General features: G+C 29.1%; 18 protein-coding genes. 14 read left to right on the top strand and 4 right to left on the bottom strand.

The window, feature by feature from the left end; genetic code table 11:
- Nucleotides 1–230: 230 nt before the first annotated feature.
- The 6 genes from FBF11_RS04235 (at nt 231) to FBF11_RS04210 (ending at nt 6666) form a co-directional block, all read left to right on the top strand.
- Entirely contained in the window at nt 231–1295 is a 1065-nt protein-coding gene (locus tag FBF11_RS04235; protein WP_057096912.1) for a tyrosine-type recombinase/integrase, read from the top strand.
- Nucleotides 1285–3069 (top strand): bifunctional anthranilate synthase component I family protein/aminotransferase class IV, encoded by a 1785-nt coding sequence (locus FBF11_RS04230; protein WP_002868145.1) that lies wholly within the window; start codon nt 1285–1287, stop codon nt 3067–3069. The genes FBF11_RS04235 and FBF11_RS04230 overlap by 11 nt, the downstream gene beginning before the upstream one ends.
- Nucleotides 3066–3632 (top strand): aminodeoxychorismate/anthranilate synthase component II, encoded by a 567-nt coding sequence (locus FBF11_RS04225; protein ID WP_002852589.1) that lies wholly within the window; start codon nt 3066–3068, stop codon nt 3630–3632. Before FBF11_RS04230 ends, FBF11_RS04225 begins: the two co-directional genes overlap by 4 nt.
- Nucleotides 3633–3758: 126 nt before the next feature.
- Nucleotides 3759–4187: a flagellum-secreted nonflagellar protein FspA2 gene (gene fspA2 / locus FBF11_RS04220; protein ID WP_002858761.1), complete on the top strand. Its 429-nt coding sequence runs from the start codon at nt 3759–3761 to the stop codon at nt 4185–4187.
- Nucleotides 4188–4252: 65 nt separating this feature from the next.
- Complete coding sequence (murA, locus tag FBF11_RS04215; RefSeq protein ID WP_002852514.1) at nt 4253–5509, top strand: UDP-N-acetylglucosamine 1-carboxyvinyltransferase; 1257 nt, start codon at nt 4253–4255, stop codon at nt 5507–5509.
- Nucleotides 5506–6666, top strand: a complete 1161-nt coding sequence (locus tag FBF11_RS04210) for a molybdopterin molybdotransferase MoeA (protein ID WP_057096913.1) — start codon at nt 5506–5508, stop codon at nt 6664–6666. The genes murA and FBF11_RS04210 overlap by 4 nt, the downstream gene beginning before the upstream one ends.
- Nucleotides 6667–6687: 21 nt before the next feature.
- Here FBF11_RS04210 and lepB read toward each other — a convergent pair whose 3' ends face one another.
- Entirely contained in the window at nt 6688–7536 is an 849-nt protein-coding gene (gene lepB / locus FBF11_RS04205) for a signal peptidase I (RefSeq protein ID WP_002867474.1), read from the bottom strand.
- A gap of 9 nt (nt 7537–7545) precedes the next feature.
- Nucleotides 7546–8394 (bottom strand): bifunctional methylenetetrahydrofolate dehydrogenase/methenyltetrahydrofolate cyclohydrolase FolD, encoded by an 849-nt coding sequence (gene folD / locus FBF11_RS04200; protein WP_002859530.1) that lies wholly within the window; start codon nt 8392–8394, stop codon nt 7546–7548.
- A gap of 79 nt (nt 8395–8473) precedes the next feature.
- Between folD and FBF11_RS04195 the strand changes: the two genes are divergently transcribed.
- From FBF11_RS04195 to FBF11_RS04165, 7 genes are read left to right on the top strand one after another with little or no spacing between them, the layout of a single operon-like run.
- On the top strand, nt 8474–8821 hold the full coding sequence (locus FBF11_RS04195; RefSeq protein ID WP_002859529.1) for a hypothetical protein: 348 nt from the start codon (nt 8474–8476) through the stop codon (nt 8819–8821).
- Nucleotides 8818–10092, top strand: coding sequence for a glutamate-1-semialdehyde 2,1-aminomutase (hemL, locus tag FBF11_RS04190; protein ID WP_002860511.1), 1275 nt, complete (start codon nt 8818–8820; stop codon nt 10090–10092). Before FBF11_RS04195 ends, hemL begins: the two co-directional genes overlap by 4 nt.
- Nucleotides 10089–10418: an AtpZ/AtpI family protein gene (locus FBF11_RS04185; protein ID WP_044258843.1), complete on the top strand. Its 330-nt coding sequence runs from the start codon at nt 10089–10091 to the stop codon at nt 10416–10418. Before hemL ends, FBF11_RS04185 begins: the two co-directional genes overlap by 4 nt.
- Complete coding sequence (locus FBF11_RS04180; protein WP_002868148.1) at nt 10418–10921, top strand: membrane protein; 504 nt, start codon at nt 10418–10420, stop codon at nt 10919–10921. The genes FBF11_RS04185 and FBF11_RS04180 overlap by 1 nt, the downstream gene beginning before the upstream one ends.
- On the top strand, nt 10899–12086 hold the full coding sequence (locus FBF11_RS04175; RefSeq protein ID WP_002859526.1) for an MFS transporter: 1188 nt from the start codon (nt 10899–10901) through the stop codon (nt 12084–12086). Before FBF11_RS04180 ends, FBF11_RS04175 begins: the two co-directional genes overlap by 23 nt.
- Nucleotides 12079–14175, top strand: a complete 2097-nt coding sequence (locus tag FBF11_RS04170) for a flagellar hook-length control protein FliK (RefSeq protein WP_057096914.1) — start codon at nt 12079–12081, stop codon at nt 14173–14175. The genes FBF11_RS04175 and FBF11_RS04170 overlap by 8 nt, the downstream gene beginning before the upstream one ends.
- Nucleotides 14172–14453 carry a FlhB-like flagellar biosynthesis protein gene (locus FBF11_RS04165; protein WP_002852641.1) on the top strand — a complete coding sequence of 94 codons (282 nt, stop codon included), beginning with the start codon at nt 14172–14174 and terminating at the stop codon, nt 14451–14453. Before FBF11_RS04170 ends, FBF11_RS04165 begins: the two co-directional genes overlap by 4 nt.
- Here FBF11_RS04165 and FBF11_RS04160 read toward each other — a convergent pair.
- Both FBF11_RS04160 and FBF11_RS04155 read right to left on the bottom strand, forming a co-directional pair.
- A complete protein-coding gene (locus tag FBF11_RS04160; RefSeq protein WP_052798879.1) occupies nt 14450–15250 on the bottom strand; it encodes a phosphatidylserine decarboxylase in 801 nt (266 codons plus the stop codon). The two genes, FBF11_RS04165 and FBF11_RS04160, sit on opposite strands and share 4 nt — an antisense overlap.
- Entirely contained in the window at nt 15247–16371 is a 1125-nt protein-coding gene (locus FBF11_RS04155) for a metallophosphoesterase (protein WP_057096915.1), read from the bottom strand. The genes FBF11_RS04160 and FBF11_RS04155 overlap by 4 nt, the downstream gene beginning before the upstream one ends.
- Before the next feature lie 85 nt (nt 16372–16456).
- Here FBF11_RS04155 and gltX point away from each other — a divergent pair, with 85 nt between their 5' ends.
- Nucleotides 16457–17752 carry a glutamate--tRNA ligase gene (gltX, locus tag FBF11_RS04150; RefSeq protein WP_002868150.1) on the top strand — a complete coding sequence of 432 codons (1296 nt, stop codon included), beginning with the start codon at nt 16457–16459 and terminating at the stop codon, nt 17750–17752.
- Nucleotide 17753 lies beyond the last annotated feature (1 nt).

Here is a 17753-nt window from a genome sequence, read left to right as displayed (position 1 = left end):
AGTTTGAAAATTAAAGTTTTCAATACAAAATTATAAATTTTACATATTTTTACCTTTTGTCATATCTTTTTATGATTGATATAAGATTTATTTAATAAAAATATTTCAATCTTTTTTCCTTGTATATAAAAACAAACTTTTTCCTAAAAAAGCTTTTTTTTACTAAGTTAATACTAAAATACCTTTTATAGTTAAAAAGCTAAAAATTTTAGATTTTAGGAAAAGTTTTTATGAAATACCCTTTAGATTGTGAAGAAAATTTTGAAAAATCATTCTTATTTTGGCTAGCAAAATATGTAAAATTTAAACTCAATTCGCTATCTAACAAAGAGTTAAAAAATCCACAAGCTTTAGCAGAAGTTAATTTTGCTCTTACAAAAGGTGTAAAAAACATTGATGAACTTGATGCTCTAGCAAAAAAAGCAAGAAATGCTGGTTTAAGTGGAGTTAATACTTATTTTAATCCTTTAAAAAAAGTGTTTGAATATTTAAATTTTTACAAGCTTTACTCTTTAAAACAGATTGATGAAGAACTTATTGTAGAAGTTTTAGCAAGTATAACAGGTGCTTTATCAGATGCAAGTAAAAAAAATTACCGTATTGCTGTGATTAATTTTTTTGATTTTTTAGACAAGCAAAACGAAGAAGATGAAAAAGCGCATATTTTCGATATCAATCTTAAAAACTGGGCAGGTATAGCGGGTTCTAAAGGGGTGAAATTACCTGAATTTATGAGTGAAGAAGAGCTTAAAAAATTTCTTGATGCTATTGAAAATGCAGATTTTAAAAACAATACCATACGCAATAAACTTATTATTAAAATCATCATTTTTACAGGCATACGGGTAAGCGAAGCTATCAATATCAAAATGGGTAATATTAGCGAAGAAAACGATCTTTATATCATAAGAATAAGAGCTAAAGGCAATAAATATCGTGTTGTAATGATAAAAAAAGAACTTATTTACGATTTGCTTAAAAATGTAAGTATTAATTATATGAGTAAAGACGCCCTACTTTTTGTCAATAAAAAAGGCACTCCACTGACTCAATCTTATGTCAGTCGCATAGTAGAACAGCTTTTATTTCGTGCAGGAATTCGCAAACAAAAAAATGGTGCTCATATGTTGCGTCATACTTTTGCCACCCTGCTTTATAAAAAGCAAAAAGATTTAGTTTTAGTTCAAGAAGCTTTAGGGCATGCGAGTTTAAATACCTCAAGAATTTACACTCATTTTGATAATGATAAATTAAAACTTGCCGCACAGGTTGCAAAGGAATTAAGTGACTCTTGAAAACTATGCTGTTTTTGGTAAATATTTTTACCATGATTTAAAACACACTTTAAAAGCCTTTAATCACAAAGAAAGTAAAAAGTGCTTTAAATTTATAGAAAAATATAAAAATGATTTTTATATTTTAATGCTTGCTGATTATGAGCTATATAGATATTTTCAAGATAAAAATTTCACAAGCAAAAAGGCTTATTTGTCTGTATTTGCTTTTAAAAAAAGAAAAAAATTTCAAAAAGAAGATATCGATGAAGAAAAATTTATTCCTGAATTTATAAATTTTTTAGATCAAGATAATTACAAAGAAAATTTCATCAAAGTTAAAGAGGCAATCTCCAAAGGAAGAGTTTATCAAATCAACCTCACTCAAAATTTTAAATTTCATAGCAAAATGGATTCTTTTGAACTTTTTAAACTTTTGCTTTCTAGACAAGATACTGAATTTAAAGCTTTTATAAAAGATGAAATAAGAGAAATTTTATCCTTTTCTCCTGAACTTTTTTTCAAAACCAAAAAAAGAAAAATATTTACAAAACCTATGAAAGGTACAATTAAGCGCGATAAAGATCCTATAAAAGATGAAGAAAATAAAATCTTCTTACAAAATGATACAAAAAATCTGAGTGAAAATGTTATGATTTGTGATCTTTTGCGTAACGATCTTTCAAAAATCATCACAAAAAAAAGCTTAAAAACAAAACTTTTTGAAATTCAAAGTTACCCTACTTTACATCAAATGACTTCAAGCGTACAAGGAAAACTTAAAAAAAATATTTCTTTACATCAAATTTTTAAAGCCCTCTTTCCTTGCGGTTCTATTACAGGTGCTCCAAAGCTTGAAAGTATTAAATTTATTGAAGAATTAGAACAAAGAGATCGTGGTATTTACTGCGGAACTATAGGTTTAATACGCAAAAATAAAAATAAATTTAGCGTAGCCATACGCACCTTAGAAAAACAAGATGAAATTTATACTTATAGCACGGGTAGCGGCTTGGTTTGGGACTCAAAATTTAAAGATGAATTTGAAGAATTAAAACTTAAAAGTGCAATCTTAAATCCTTGTGATTTTCATCTTTTTGAAACCATGTATTTTAAAAATTCTCAAATTTTATTTTTAAAAGAACATTTATTAAGGCTTATAAATTCAGCTCTTAAATTTAATTTTAACACTCACAAGCTCTTTAAAGATTTTTATAATGTTTTAAATCAAAAAAGTTCTTATAAAAAATATCAAAATTTTACACTTTTTAAACTCGATGAAAAAATTTTCCACAAAAAACACTCTTTATTTTATAATTTTCCCCTACCCTTTAAAAATCCACATAAAGAAGGAATTTTAAAGCTTATTTTATACAAAGACGGAAGATACGAATTTCAACAAAGTGCCTTAAAGCAAAATTCAAACGATATTTTGCTTTTAAGTGATGATAAAATTAACTCAAAAAGTGACAATCTCTATCACAAAAGCTCTTTGCGTACTTTTTATAATCAACACTCATACAAATGGCAGCAAAACTTGTGTTATGACATAGCTTTTTTTAACGAAAAAGATGAACTTTGCGAAGGCTCAAGAACCAATCTCATCTTAGAAAAAAACTCTCAATTTTATACTCCACAAATTCAAAGCGGTATGTTAAATGGAGTATATAGAAATTTCTTAATCAATCTTGGTTTGATAAAAGAAAAAGCATTATTTAAACAAGATTTATTTGAAGCAGAAAATATTTATTGTATTAATTCCGTGCGTGGTTTAAAAAAGGTAAAATTACAATGAAGAAAATTTTATTTATAGATAATTATGATTCTTTTAGTTATACCATCATCTATTATCTTAAAGAACTTGGTTTTGAATGTAAAGTGATAAAAAATGATGCCTTTAAGAAAGCTAAAGAATTAGAAAAATTTGATTTCACTCATCTTATCATCTCTCCTGGCCCTCATTCTCCTAAGGAATCTAAATTAAGCTTAAAAGCAATCAAATATTTTAAAAAAAATAAAAAAATTTTAGGTATATGTTTAGGACATCAGTGTATAGCTGAAATTTTTGGCGGTAGGGTTTCTAAAATGCAAAATCCCATGCATGGTAAAATTTCTAAACTTTATTTTAAAAAAGATCCTATTTTTAAGGGTATTAAAAAAGAAATTGAAATTTGCTTATATCATTCTTTACACATTAGTTCCATGCCTGAAAAATGCAAAATTTTAGCTCATAATTCAGAAAATATTATTATGGCAATTAAACATAAAAAATATCCTATTTATGGATTGCAATTTCACCCTGAAGCGGTTTTAACTCAAAAAGGCAAAAAAATACTTAAAAACTTTATGAAACTTTAGTCTTTTTTGCATTTAAAATATAAATATGAAAATCTAAAATAAAATATCCTTAAAATAATTATCATTAATATAAATTTATAAATAAAAAAACCGATAACAATATAAATTAATTTAAAAAGATTTAAGATGAAAATAGATACTTTGACAAAAAATTTTAGCAATTATCAAACACAAATAAACAAAAACAATGATTTGGCAAGTAATGTTCATAGTGACAATGTGGTTAAAATTCAAATTTCAGATGAAGCAAGAAGTTTAAGTCAAGCAAATTCAAAAAATGAAAAAGAATATGAAATCAAAGTAAGTCAAGAAAAAATAGAAAACCACAAAGACCAAAATTCCATTCAAAGTAGCAAAGGTGGCGGAAATCCCGCATTAGAGGCTTTAATAGCAAAATTAGCTGAAATTTTAGCTAAAATTGCAGAACTTACTCAAAAAATGACAAACGCTAACGAACAAATGAAAACGACATTTCAAAAACAAATTGATGTGCTAATATCTCAAGCAGATGTAATTCAAGCTCAAATTCAAGAACTCCAAAGCCAACAAGCTTGATTATATTTTTTCAAAAGTTTAAGAATGCTATAATGGTGCATTTTTAAACTTTTTCAAGGAAAAATATGACTTATCTAGAAATCGAAGGCACAAATCATCTAAGCGGAAATGTTGCAATAAGCGGGGCAAAAAATGCCGCCCTACCCTTGATCGTTTCAAGCATACTTGCTAAAAACGAAGTAAAAATCAACAATGTTCCTAATGTTGCTGATATAAAAACTCTTATATCTTTGCTAGAAAATTTAGGAGCTAAAGTCAATTTTCAAAACAATAGTGCTTTATTAAACACAAACACTCTTAATCAAACCATAGCTAAATATGACATTGTGCGTAAAATGCGTGCTTCTATACTTACTCTAGGGCCTTTGCTTGCTCGTTTTGGGCATTGTGAAGTATCTTTGCCTGGTGGATGTGCCATAGGACAAAGACCTATTGATTTACATCTTTTAGCCTTAGAAAAAATGGGGGCAAATATACAAATCAAACAAGGCTATGTCGTAGCTAGTGGAAATTTAAAAGGCAATGAAATTCTTTTTGATAAAATCACGGTTACAGGTAGTGAAAACATCATCATGGCAGCAGCTCTAGCTAAAGGTAAAACCAAACTCTTAAATGTTGCAAAAGAACCCGAAGTAGTTCAACTTTGCGAAGTTTTAAAAGACGCAGGACTTGAAATCAAAGGCATAGGTACAGATGAACTTGAAATTTATGGTAGTGATGGAGAACTTTTAGAATTTAAAGAATTTAGCGTTATACCTGATAGAATTGAGGCAGGAACTTATCTTTGTGCAGGGGCTATTACAAATTCTAAAATTACTTTAGATAACGTTAACGCCACTCATCTTAGTGCAGTTTTAGCAAAACTTCATCAAATGGGTTTTGAAACTTTGATTGCAGAAGATAGTATCGCCCTACTTCCTGCTAAAGAAATTAAACCTGTAGAAATCATGACAAGTGAATATCCAGGCTTTCCAACCGATATGCAAGCGCAGTTTATGGCACTAGCTTTAAAAGCTAATGGAACTAGTATTATTGATGAAAGACTATTTGAAAATCGTTTCATGCATGTAAGTGAACTTTTAAGAATGGGTGCGGATATTAAACTCAATGGTCATATTGCTACCATAGTAGGCGGAAAAGAACTTAACGCTGCTGATGTCATGGCTACAGATTTGCGCGCTTCTTCAGCCCTTATCTTAGCAGCTCTTGCAGCTAAAGGTACAAGCAAAGTCCATAGAATTTACCATCTTGATAGGGGTTATGAAAATTTAGAAGAAAAATTTAAAGATTTGGGTGTGAAAATCACAAGGCTTGAAGAATGAAAAATATCTTTGAAACCTTAAAAGACTTAGAAAATCAAATTTCATGTTTAGATGAAAGTGAGCTTATTAGCCTTGAAAAAGCAAAGGATAGAATTTTAGCTAAAGATTTATACGCTAGAAAAAATCTACCTAGTTTTGACAATGCTGCTCTTGATGGCTATGCTTTTAATTATACTGATATCAATGAGGCTTTGGAGATTAAAGGGACTATTTTTGCAGGAGATAAAAATTTTTATACAGTTGCTAAGAATGAATGCTATAAAATCATGACAGGGGCTAAAATGCCCAAAAATGCTGATACTATCTTAATGTTAGAAGATGAGTATATAGAAGAAAATAAACTCATCATTAAAAAAACCCCTAAACAATACAATGCCTATCGCTACAAAGGCGAAGAATTAAAAAAAGGCGAACTTTTGCTTCAAAAAGGCACTAAACTTAATGATAAACATATCGCCCTACTTGCTTCTCAAGGGCTTTATAAAATAGAAGTCATAAGAAAAATTCGCATAGGCATTTTTTCAAGCGGAAATGAACTTAAAGAACCTTGGCAAGAATGCGATGAAGAAAGTATTTATAATGCCAATGCTTTACCTTTGCTAACCATGTTTCAAAATGCTTCTTATTTAGGTATTATCAAAGATAATTTTAAAAGCACTAAAGAGGCTTTAGAAAATACAAATTTTGATCTTTTAATCACTTCAGGAGGTGCAAGCGTTGGCGAGGCTGATTTTATGGAAAAAGCTTTAGATGAATTAGGCTTTACTCCACTTTTTAAAGGTTTAAAAGCACGCCCTGCAAGACCTACTAAGCTTTATAGAAAAGGTGAAAATTTCGTATTAATTTTACCAGGAAATCCTATGGCAGCTTATCTTTCTTGTTTTATTTTTGCTAAAAAAATCATTAATTTATTAAGTGGAAACCTAGACAATCCTTTAACATTTTATGGCAAAATGGGTATGGATTTAAAGCTTAAAAGCGGAAGAAATAATCTCATCTTAGGAAATTTAGAAAAAGATATTTTTACACCATTTAATGAAAATAAATTTGGATCTGGTATGATACTTCCACTTATTAAAAGTGAATTTTTACTTATAAGTGAAGAAAATATAAGCGAATTAAAAAAAGGTGATAAAATCACGCTTTTAAAAATATAATGTTTGTGTTTTTCACAAACATTAGCTTAATTTATCCTCATCATCATGATCATGGATATATTGTTCATCATTTTCCAAGGTATCAACAAAACGCCCTATCCTTTCCCAGCGAACATTTTTATCTTTATCCCAAGAGAAATATACAAACCAAGGTTTACCTACTATCAACCTATAAGGAACAGAACCCCAAAAACGACTATCATAAGAATAATCGCGATTATCACCCATCATGAAATACTCATTTTCAGGCACATCAAAAACATAAGCATTTCCGCCGCTAAAACCTATATGATTTCCAAGTTCTTTAATATAAGTTGGAGACATAGCAAAATCACCTATGCTAAGAAAGCGTAAAATATCGCTTTCTATATCTTTTTTTGGATCATAATGAATACCTTTTTGTTTATAAGGTTCTTTTACATAAATTTGCCCTCCAAGAGTAACAAGATCATTCGGATAATGTTCTTTCATAAATTCATCACCCTCATGCATTCTTACATAAAGTGTTTTATTTGCATAAACTATCCTATCTCCTCCTGTGCCTACACAACGCTTTACAAAGTGTTCTTTTTCATTTCTAGGATTTCTAAAAACAACTATATCTCCTCTTTGTGACCCTTGTGCTTTTATCAAATGCCCATCTTTATTGAAATCTGGCAAAACAGGAATTTCCAACCAAGGAATATGAGGAGTTGGGATACCATAGCTAAATTTTTTAACAAATAAAAAATCCCCTACCAATAAGGTGTTTTTCATAGAACCAGAAGGAATAACAAAAGCTTGTATAAAGAAAAAAATCACCAAAAGAACAATAACTACAGTTCCAGTCCAAGACTGTGAAAATTTATATAATTTCTTTAAAATTTCCATAGATTTTCCCTAATTAAGTCTATTTTTAGCAGATTTAACTGTGTTTTCTAAAAGCATGGCTATAGTCATAGGACCTACTCCACCTGGAACAGGAGTTATATAACTAGATTTTTTAGATACCTCTTCAAAATCCACGTCTCCAACTATCTTTCCACTTTCAAGACGATTGATTCCAACATCAATAACAATCACTCCTTCTTTTACCATATCCGATCGAAGTAAATTCACACAACCTGCTGCTACTATAATCAAATCAGCTTGCCTAGTATAAAGGCTCAAATCTTTGGTTTTAATATGACAAACGCTTACTGTAGCTCCAGCGTTTAAAAGCATAGTAGCCATAGGACGACCTACTATATTTGAAGCACCTATAATAACAGCGTCTTTTCCTTCTAAATCAATTTCATAAGCCTTCAAAAGCTTCATAACTCCAAGTGGAGTACAAGGCAAAAACCCACTTTCTAAGCCTAAATTTAAATATCCTACATTAATAGGATGAAAGCCATCAACATCTTTACTACTTATAATACTTTCAAGTATTAAATCTTTACAAATATGATCAGGTAAGGGAAGCTGAACCAAAATTCCATGAACACTATCATCGTGATTTAAGGTATTAATCAATGCCAAAAGTTCATTTTGTGTAGTATTTTCATTAAGATGATAAACTAAAGATTTAATTCCACATTCTTCACAGGCTTTAGCCTTAGATTTTACATAAGTTTGACTTGCAGGATTATCTCCAACCAAGATAACAGCTAAACAGCTTTCAATCCCTTTGCTTTTCAAAAATTGATTTTTTTCTTTTAATTCTTCTTTGATTTTTGCGCTTAAAGCTTTACCATCAAGCAAAGTCATTATTTTCCTTCTATAAATTTAATCACTTTTTTAAAGTAAAAATTGTATCATATTAAAACTTCATTAACAAGGTGAAACTTTGAAAATTGTTTTAATGTTTTTTTTATTTAGTATCAGTCTTTTTGGTGCTGATTTTATCACTCTTAAAGAATACTCTAAAATGCTTTATGAAAATCCAAGGGGCATTAGTTGTAAAGAATGTCATGGAACAGATGGAAGCGAACAAATTTTAGGATATTATATGAAAAATGGTATTAAAACAGCTTATAAAGTTCCAAGTATACAAAATCTTAGTTTTGAGAATTTTAAAAATTCTCTTAATCAGAGTAAAGACGCAAAATCAATCATGCCAAATTACTCTTTAACAAATGATGAAATTGTAACTTTATATAATTACATCAAGCAATTTAGCAAGGAAGAAAAATGACAAACAAAAAAGCTTTTAAAGAAGCGTGTAAATTCATCGCAGGTGGTGTAAATTCTCCAGTTCGTGCTTTTGCAAATGTTCAAAGTGAGCCAAAATTTATTTCTCATGGAAAAGGTGCTTATATTTTCGATATAGATGGAAATTCTTATATAGACTATGTTCAAAGCTGGGGGCCTTTACTTTTTGGACATTGCGATAAAGATATACAAAAAGCTTGTCAAAAAGCACTTCATAAAGGTTCAAGTTTTGGAGCTCCAACTTTATTAGAAACTGAACTTGCCAAGCTTGTTTTATCTGATTTTCCTCATTTAGAAAAGATCCGCTTTGTAAGCAGTGGAACAGAAGCAACCATGAGTGCTATTCGTCTTGCCCGTGGTTTTACTAAAAAAGATAAAATTTTAAAATTTGAAGGATGTTATCACGGGCATTCTGATTCATTATTAGTGAGTGCAGGAAGTGGTGCTGCTACTTTTAACTCTCCTAGTTCTTTGGGTGTTTTAGAAGATGTAGCTAAACACACTTTAGTAGCTAAATATAATGATATAAATAGCGTTAAAGAGCTTTTTGAAAAAAATAAAGATATTGCATGTGTTATCATTGAGCCTATTGCTGGAAATATGGGGTTAGTTCCAGCTAAACAAGATTTTTTAGAAGAACTCGCTAAGATCTGTAAAAACAATCAAACTCTGCTGATTTTTGATGAAGTAATGAGTGGATATAGAGCATCTTACCTTGGTTCCTATGGAATCAATCATATCCAAGCAGATATAATTACTTTTGGTAAGGTAATAGGAGGCGGTCTACCTGCAGCAGCATTTGCTTCTAGAGCTGAAATTATGGATATTTTAAGTCCTTTGGGTGGAGTTTATCAAGCAGGAACTTTAAGTGGAAATCCTTTAGCAATGGCTGCAGGTATAGCAAGTCTTACAAAAGCCAAAAAGAAAACCAAGCTTTATGACAAACTTGGAAAATTAGCAAAAAAACTTACCCAAGGAATGAAAAAATTAGCAGATGAAAAAGGACTTCCACTGCAAGTTTGTCATGTAGGTTCTATGTTTGGATACTTTTTCACCAAAGATCCTGTATCAAACTACCAAGATGCATTAAAATCCGATCTAGCATTATTTTCAAAATTTCACAAAAATATGCTTGAAAATGGAATTTATTTAGCACCTTCTCAATTTGAAACAGGCTTTATATGTTCAAAAATGGATGATAAAATTATAGATACAACACTAGAGGCTGTTAGGGAAAGCTTTAAAAGAATATGAGCAATATTTTAAAAGAAGAAAAAAATCACTTAGAAAATTCCAACAGCAAAAGACAAAAAATCATTCGCAAAACTCTTGAAGCTGCGGATGGTTTAAGTCTTGGTATCTCTATGGTTGTTGCTGTATTTATAGGTGTGGGAATAGGATATTTACTTAAAAAATTTACTCCTTATCCTTGGCTTTTTTGGCTTGGAGTTTTTTGGGGGATCAGTGCTGCTATACTTAATGTTTACAAAGCTTATAAAATTCAAGTAAAAAGCTATGAAGAATTTAAAGAAAGAGATGAGTTGATCAAAGAAAAAATTCAAAAAGAAAAGAACAAATAATGGAACATAAAAAAGCTCTATTTTGTATTTTTGCCATTATTCATTTATTTTTTTGGATCATATTTTCATCGTTAAATCATTTTAAATTAGATACATTTTTAAGCTATGAAATAGCTTTTTTTAGTGTTTTATTGATTATTTTTGCTTCTTATTTAAATTATAAAAAAGTCATTATAAAAAAATCAAAAAATTATGAAAAAGATTTTAATTTCATTTCATCACTTTTTATCAAAAAAAAACAAAATTTATCAAAAATTATTCATTTTAAAGTTCTAAAAGACGATTTAAAGCCAAATGTTAAAGAGAAAATCCATTTTTTTGCTATGTTTTTTACTCTCTTTAAATTGATGGCTTATGTAGTATTGGTTGCTGGATTTTTATTTTTACATCGCCAAGATAAATTAGATATCTTTGCTTATATTTGTGGAATTTCATCCTTGCTAGTTTGTGTGTTTATTTTTATTTTATATATAAAAAAGTATGAGTCCAAAAAAAATTATTAAATCAATGACAGCACTTTTTGCTGGTATGGCATTTTTATTTGCAGGTAATGCTTTGATAGTAAGCTCTATAGGTGTTATATTAAAAGAAAACGGAGAAAGTTCTTTAGCTGTTGGAGTAGTAAGTTCTTGTTTTTTTGTAGGCGCTCTTATTGGAACCATCAGTGCTCATAAAATTATTTCTCGTATAGGTCATATACGCTCTTTTGGGCTATTTGGTGCTATTTTTGGAATTTCAGCTATGCTTCATACAGTAAGCGAAAATCTTATTTTTTGGGCTGTTTTAAGATTTTTCATAGGAATTTGCTACTATGGACTTTTAATGGTCATAGAATCATGGCTTAATGAAAAAAGCAAAAATGCCATTCGATCTAGAATTTTAGGTTTTTATGAAATTGTTTTTTATCTTGCGTTTGGTATTGGAGTTTTAATCATAGCGTTAAATTTAAGCAAACATAGTGTATTTATCCTCAGTGCAACTTTAATTTTACTTTCATCTTTACCTTTAAATCTAATTAAAATCAAAGAACCTGTTTTACCCGCATCAAGTCCTATTTCTATACCTAAAATTTTTGATATAGCTCCTTTAGCTATCGTCACAAGCTTTATAGCCGGAATGCTTATAAATGGCTTTTTTTCTATGGCATCTTTATTTATACTTTTGCAAGGTTTTGATACAAAAGCGGTTTCTTATTTTATATTTTGTGGGGTTTTAGGTGGTTTTATTGCACAAACCATCATAGGAACTATTTCAGACAAACTTGGTCGCAAATTTGCCATTATCACTTGTGCAAGTATAGGATTTATCACTATGCTTATATTTATCTTTTTTAAACTTCATTTATATATGCAATATTTTTTAGGAATTACTCTTGGTATAGGAATATTTTGCTTATATGCTTTAGCACTTGCTAGAGCAAATGATGTTTTAGTAAGCAAAAATAAAGGTGTAGAGTTAGGTCGTGGGGTTCTTTTTTGTTATTCTTTGGGCTCTTTGTTTGGCCCTTTAATTTTAGGTTTTTTAATGCAATATTTTGAAATCAAAGGTTTTATATGGTTTTATATAGTTTCTTTAGCATTTTTAATTCTTTTTGCTATCAATAAACCAAATATTTTAAATAAAAAATTTAAGAAAAAGCCTGGAAATATGGTGATATTTGATGATTAATACTCAACTAGCAAGTCAAATTGCCAATACGCAAAAAAATGATTTAAAAGTAGATAACTCTGCTTCAAAAGATAAAACAAATTTAAAAGACAATCCAAAAGAAGCACTTGCACAAGCTTTAAAGCAAAATTTAGGTTTAAGCAAGGACGCTAGTAGTGAGGAAATACTAGCAAAATTTGTTCAAAATGAAACAGGTACCAAATTAAAAGAACTTGTTAATAAACTTTTAGATCAAATCAATGCTCAAAAAAATCCCGATTCCCCTGTACTTAAACAAGGAAAAAATTTAAATTTAGCTCCTAATTTTGCTAATGAATTAAAAATCTTAAGTACAGAACTTGCAAAAAGTGATACTTTTACACAAGTTTTAGACAGATTAAATCAAATTTTAAAACCTGCCAGTGAAATAAAAAACAATAACTTAGCTCCTTTGTTTAAAAATTCAGGCGTATTTTTAGAAGCTAAATTAAAAGATGCCCTAAACGAAGAATTACTACCCAAAAGTTTTCACTCTCTTTTAAGTACAATCAAAGGTCTTAGTAGCGAAAAACTAAGCGTTCAGATAGCCCAGCTTGCAAATACAAATTTAAGCCCAAAAGACACTTTAAAAGAATTAAAAAATATTATTAATTCTAGCAAAAATGAAAATAAGCAAATTTTAAATCAAAGTTCTTTTAAAGCACTTTTAAATTTAAGTTCTAAATTGGAAAATTTTAAAAATTATATAAGTAAAAATCCCAGTCATGCTCAAGAAAAAATCACCCCTATAGCTAATAAAATTTTAAAAGAATTAAATTCCATCAAAAATGATTTTTTCAAAGCTCTTAATAAGCCAGAAAATTTAATGATAAAAGATCCAAACATCCTTAAGCAAACTGCTACCGCCTTTGAAAAACTTGAAAATACTTTAAAAAATATACTAGGCAATCAAGCTTCTAAAATACAAGATAAAGAAAATATTTTAGAAAATCTTTTAAGTAACAAAGAAAATATCAAAGAAGAAAAACTTAATCATAACACAAAAAACCAAGATGAAGAAAAATATATAAAAGTATCAAAAGAAGAAACTCTCGCAGATGATGCTAAAACCAATATTAAGCAAGATGTAAAAAACGAAGAAAATTTACCTAAAAAAGAAGTTAATGCAAATTTAGATTCTAGCACAAAAACTCACGAAGAAAATATCAAAGAAAATCCAAAATTTTATGAAACAAAAACAGAAAGCAAAACTTCAATCAATACAAATACTAACACAAACAACACGCAAAATTTAAATAATTCTCAAAATATTCAATCTAACAATAACCAAACTATGCAAAATATTTTTAAAAATCAGGAATTTATAAAACAAAATATTGTAAAAAATTTAGCATTTAATGTAGAAAATTTAGATCTAGAACAAGTGCAAGATTTAAGTAAAAATTTAAGCAATCTTTCTCGTAGACTTAATGAAAGCTTAAAAGAACTTGAACCCTATGCTCAAAATGCCAAGCTTAATCAAGCAGAACTTAAAAATCTCGAACACAAACTCAATCTTTCTATCAAAGATCTAGTGCAAATTAAACCAAAAACAGAACAAGATATAGCTGAATCTTTACATCATGATGTAAAATCAACACTTTTGCAAATTTCAAATTTGGCTAAAAATGAAGGCAATGAAGCTGTATACAATCAAGCTAATCGTCTTTTAGCGCAAATTGAAATCAATCAGCTTATGTCTTTAGCTAATGATTCTATCAATACTTATCTGCCTTTTTCTTGGGATGATTTAAATGATTCTAAAATTATGTTTAGACGCGGAAAAAAGGACAAATTTTTTGCTCAGATTAAACTCGAATTTGCAAAACTTGGGGATTTAGAAATTCTTATTTCTTTAAATAATGAAAAATATATAGATATTAATATTATGGCAGAAAATATTGAATTTAGAAAAACCATCTATGAAAATGCCCATGAGCTTAAAAGAAATATCAATAAAGCAGGACTTTTAAGTGCAAATTTCTTTGTAGGTGATATCATAAGAAGTAAATTTGATACTAGAAATATGAAAAATTTAGATCTTGAAATGGGTATGGATAAAAAAGTATGAGCAAAATCAAAAGATCGATTAAAAAAGCTGTAGCTCTAGGCTATCAAAAAGAAAAAAACTCTGCACCAAAAGTGCTTGCAAGTGGCAAAGGCGAAAGTGCTGCTAAAATTATTTCTTTAGCCAAGGAACACGGAGTTCCTATTAAAGAAGATGAAGATTTAATAGAAATTTTAAGCAAGCTTGACTTAGGTGATGAAATTCCACCTAATATGTATAAAGCTGTAGCTGAAGTTTTTGCCTTTATCTATCAAATGGCAAATAAAACTCCTAAAAACTAATCCGCTATTTTTTCTCCAAATTTAATACCCTGCCCTACTTTTAAATTAAAAGTTAAAAGTCCTTTTTGAGAGATTAAAACTATAGTAGAACCTAGCTCAAAATTTCCTAGTTCTTCGCCTTTTTTGAAATTTAAATTTTCATATTTTCTAGTAAAATTATGAGAAATTTTAGCATTGGTTTGTATGCTTGCATCAAAATTAAAACGCATTTTTCCTACATTTTGCGCTCCTACAAAAACAAGCCAAAAAATACCTTTTTCATTTTGACATTTCAAGCTCACTCTTTCATTTTTTACATATAAATTACTAATGCGTTCTAAATGTTTTTCATTTACGCTATAAAGCACTCCACTTGTGTAAGTTGCACTTAAAATTTGCATATCACAAGGGCTGTGATAACGATGATAATCTTTTGGAGAAAGATAAATATTGACATAATCAAGCCCATTTTTAAGCTCATCTTTTTCAAAGCTATCTTTTAAAAGCTCCTCAATGCTATAAGTATGTCCTTTTATAGAAAAAGCAAAATGTTCTTCATTTGCCAAAAAAGTACTTCCACACTCTAAAATTTTACCATCACTTGGACTGATAAAACCTTCTTCAAGCTTTCTTGGAATTTGCAAAGTTCTTGTAAAAAGAGCATTTAAACTCTCGTATTCACAAGGGCTTTTAAATTCACTCATATTGATATTAAAATACTTAACATAATTTTCATTAATAACTTTTTGTATCATTTTAGGAAATTTAATCCCCGCTACAAAACCAAAAAGTCTCGAACTTTCTTTTGAAAAACTCATTTTTTTCCTTTTAAATTTAAAATCACTATTTCACTCGGAGCAAAAACTCTAAGACTTGGCCCCCAAAATCCTGCTCCACTACTCACATAAAGCTTAGTTTTTTCTCCTAAATCATAAAGCCCATGAACAAAACCTTGCTGAAGTTTAACTAAAAACATAAAAGGGAAAATTTGCCCTCCATGTGTATGCCCACTTAAAACAAGATCAAAATCACTTAAATCATAAAGCAAAGCTGTTTTAGGTTGATGTGTGAGTAAAATACTAGCTTTACTTGTATTTAAATCCACTTTTATTCTTGCCAAATCAGGAGCATATAAACCCCTATCAAGTCCGGCTAAATCTCCAAGTCCAGCAATATCTATAAAACTCAAATCTAAATTTTGATTGACTAAAATTTTCATATTAGTATGTTTTCTAAGTAAATCCAAAACTTCATTGATACCATGATAATACTCATGATTTCCCAAAGCATAAAAAGTTCCGTAAGTGGAGTTAAAATCATTAAGTTTTGAGATGTAATTTTTTAAATCTTTAGGATTAGTATCAATCAGATCCCCTACTATTACAACCATATCAGGACTTTGCAAATTCACTTTAGTGATGAGCTTGTCTAAAAAATTTTCATGCAAATTTTTACCCAAATGTATATCAGTAAGCATGACAATTTTTAAATCTTTTTTAAGATTTGGTATTTCAACATCAACACTCTTTACTTCAGGTGTTTTTAGAGCATTATTTATACTTACATAAATTAAAAACACACTTAAAACTATAAGAGAAAGTTCAAAAATCAAACGCAAAATAAGATTATATGTTTTATCTCTTTTACCCATAAGAGCTAAAATCAATTTAACAAAATCCCATGCTAAAGTCATAAAAAACAAACAATAAGTCGGCGCATAAAACATGGCTAAAATTTCATACCAAGTATCACTTAAATATTCATCTCTACGAAATATTAAAAACACAGCTTGAGCTAAAAAAAGCACAATAAAAATAAAGGAAAAAATTTTATAAAAATACTTAAAAAGAGTAATTTTCTTGATTAATCTTTTATAAATATAAACATTTGCTAAGCCAAAAATTAATAACACAATGAAAGAAAAAATTAAAAATATCATAAAAGTATTATAACCAAGTAAAATTAAATATCCGTATAAATTTTTCTGTTATAATAAGCTTTTAAATAATTTTAAAGGCTATAAGATGTACCGTTTTGCACCTTCTCCCACAGGTGATATGCACATAGGAAATTTACGCGCAGCAATTTTTAATTATATCTGTGCAAGACAAAAAAATATGGATTTTATCTTACGTATTGAAGATACTGATAAGGCTAGAAATATAACAGGAAAAGAAGAAGAAATCAAAGAAATTTTAAATCTTTTTAGTATTTCATGGCAGCATTACTATATACAAAGTGAAAATTTAAAATTCCATCGCCAAATGGCTTTAAAACTTGTAAGCGAAAAAAAAGCTTTTGCTTGTTTTTGCACCGAAGAAGAACTTGAAGCAAAAAAAGAGCTGGCTAAAAAACAAGGTAAAGCTTATCGCTACGATGGCACTTGTGAAAAACTAGCCGATATTGATGTTTTAGAATGTGAAAAACCCTTTGTTATCCGTCTTAAAAAACCTACTCATACTATGAAATTTACTGATTTTATCAAAGGCGAGCTTAGTTTTGAGCCTGAAAACATAGACTCTTTTGTGATTATGAGAACGGATAAAACTCCAACTTATAATTTTGCTTGTGCGGTTGATGATATGCTTGAAAATGTCACTTGTATTATACGCGGAGAAGATCATGTTTCAAACACTCCAAAACAAGAACATATCCGCGCAAGCTTAGGTTATAATAAAGCCATGACTTATGCACACTTGCCTATCATTTTAAACGAAGAAGGTGTTAAAATGAGTAAAAGAGAAGCACATTCTTCTGTAAAATGGCTACTTGAAAGTGGAATTTTACCTAGCGCAATCGCAAATTATCTGATCATGCTAGGCAATAAAACTCCTTGTGAAATTTTTACCTTAGAAGAGGCTATAAAATGGTTTGATATTTCTAAAGTTTCAAAAGCTCCCGCAAGATTTGATCTTAAAAAACTTTTGCAAATTAATCGCGAACATATCAAAATGATAAAAGATGATGAGCTTAATAAAATTTTAGATTTAAACAAAGATCTTGCACCACTTGCTAAATTTTACACTCAAGAAGCAAGTACTATAAAAGAACTTAAAGAAAAAATGCAAGCTATTTTTAACGCAAAAAATTTTGGCGAGTTTGAAACAGAATGTAAAATTTTAAAAGAACTCTTAAAAGATATTGAACTTTTTGAAAATTATGAAGATTTTAAAAATGAACTTTTAAACAAAAGCAACTTAAAAGGTAAAAAATTTTTCATGCCTTTAAGGATAATTTTAACAGGAAATATCCACGGACCTGAGCTTAGCGATCTTTATCCTTATATTAAAAATTTTATTCACGAATTAGCAAGGATTTAAC

The organism is Campylobacter sp. CFSAN093224, assembly GCF_012897395.1.
Taxonomy (GTDB): domain Bacteria; phylum Campylobacterota; class Campylobacteria; order Campylobacterales; family Campylobacteraceae; genus Campylobacter_D; species Campylobacter_D jejuni.
This window is presented reverse-complemented; position numbering and strand designations above follow the sequence as displayed.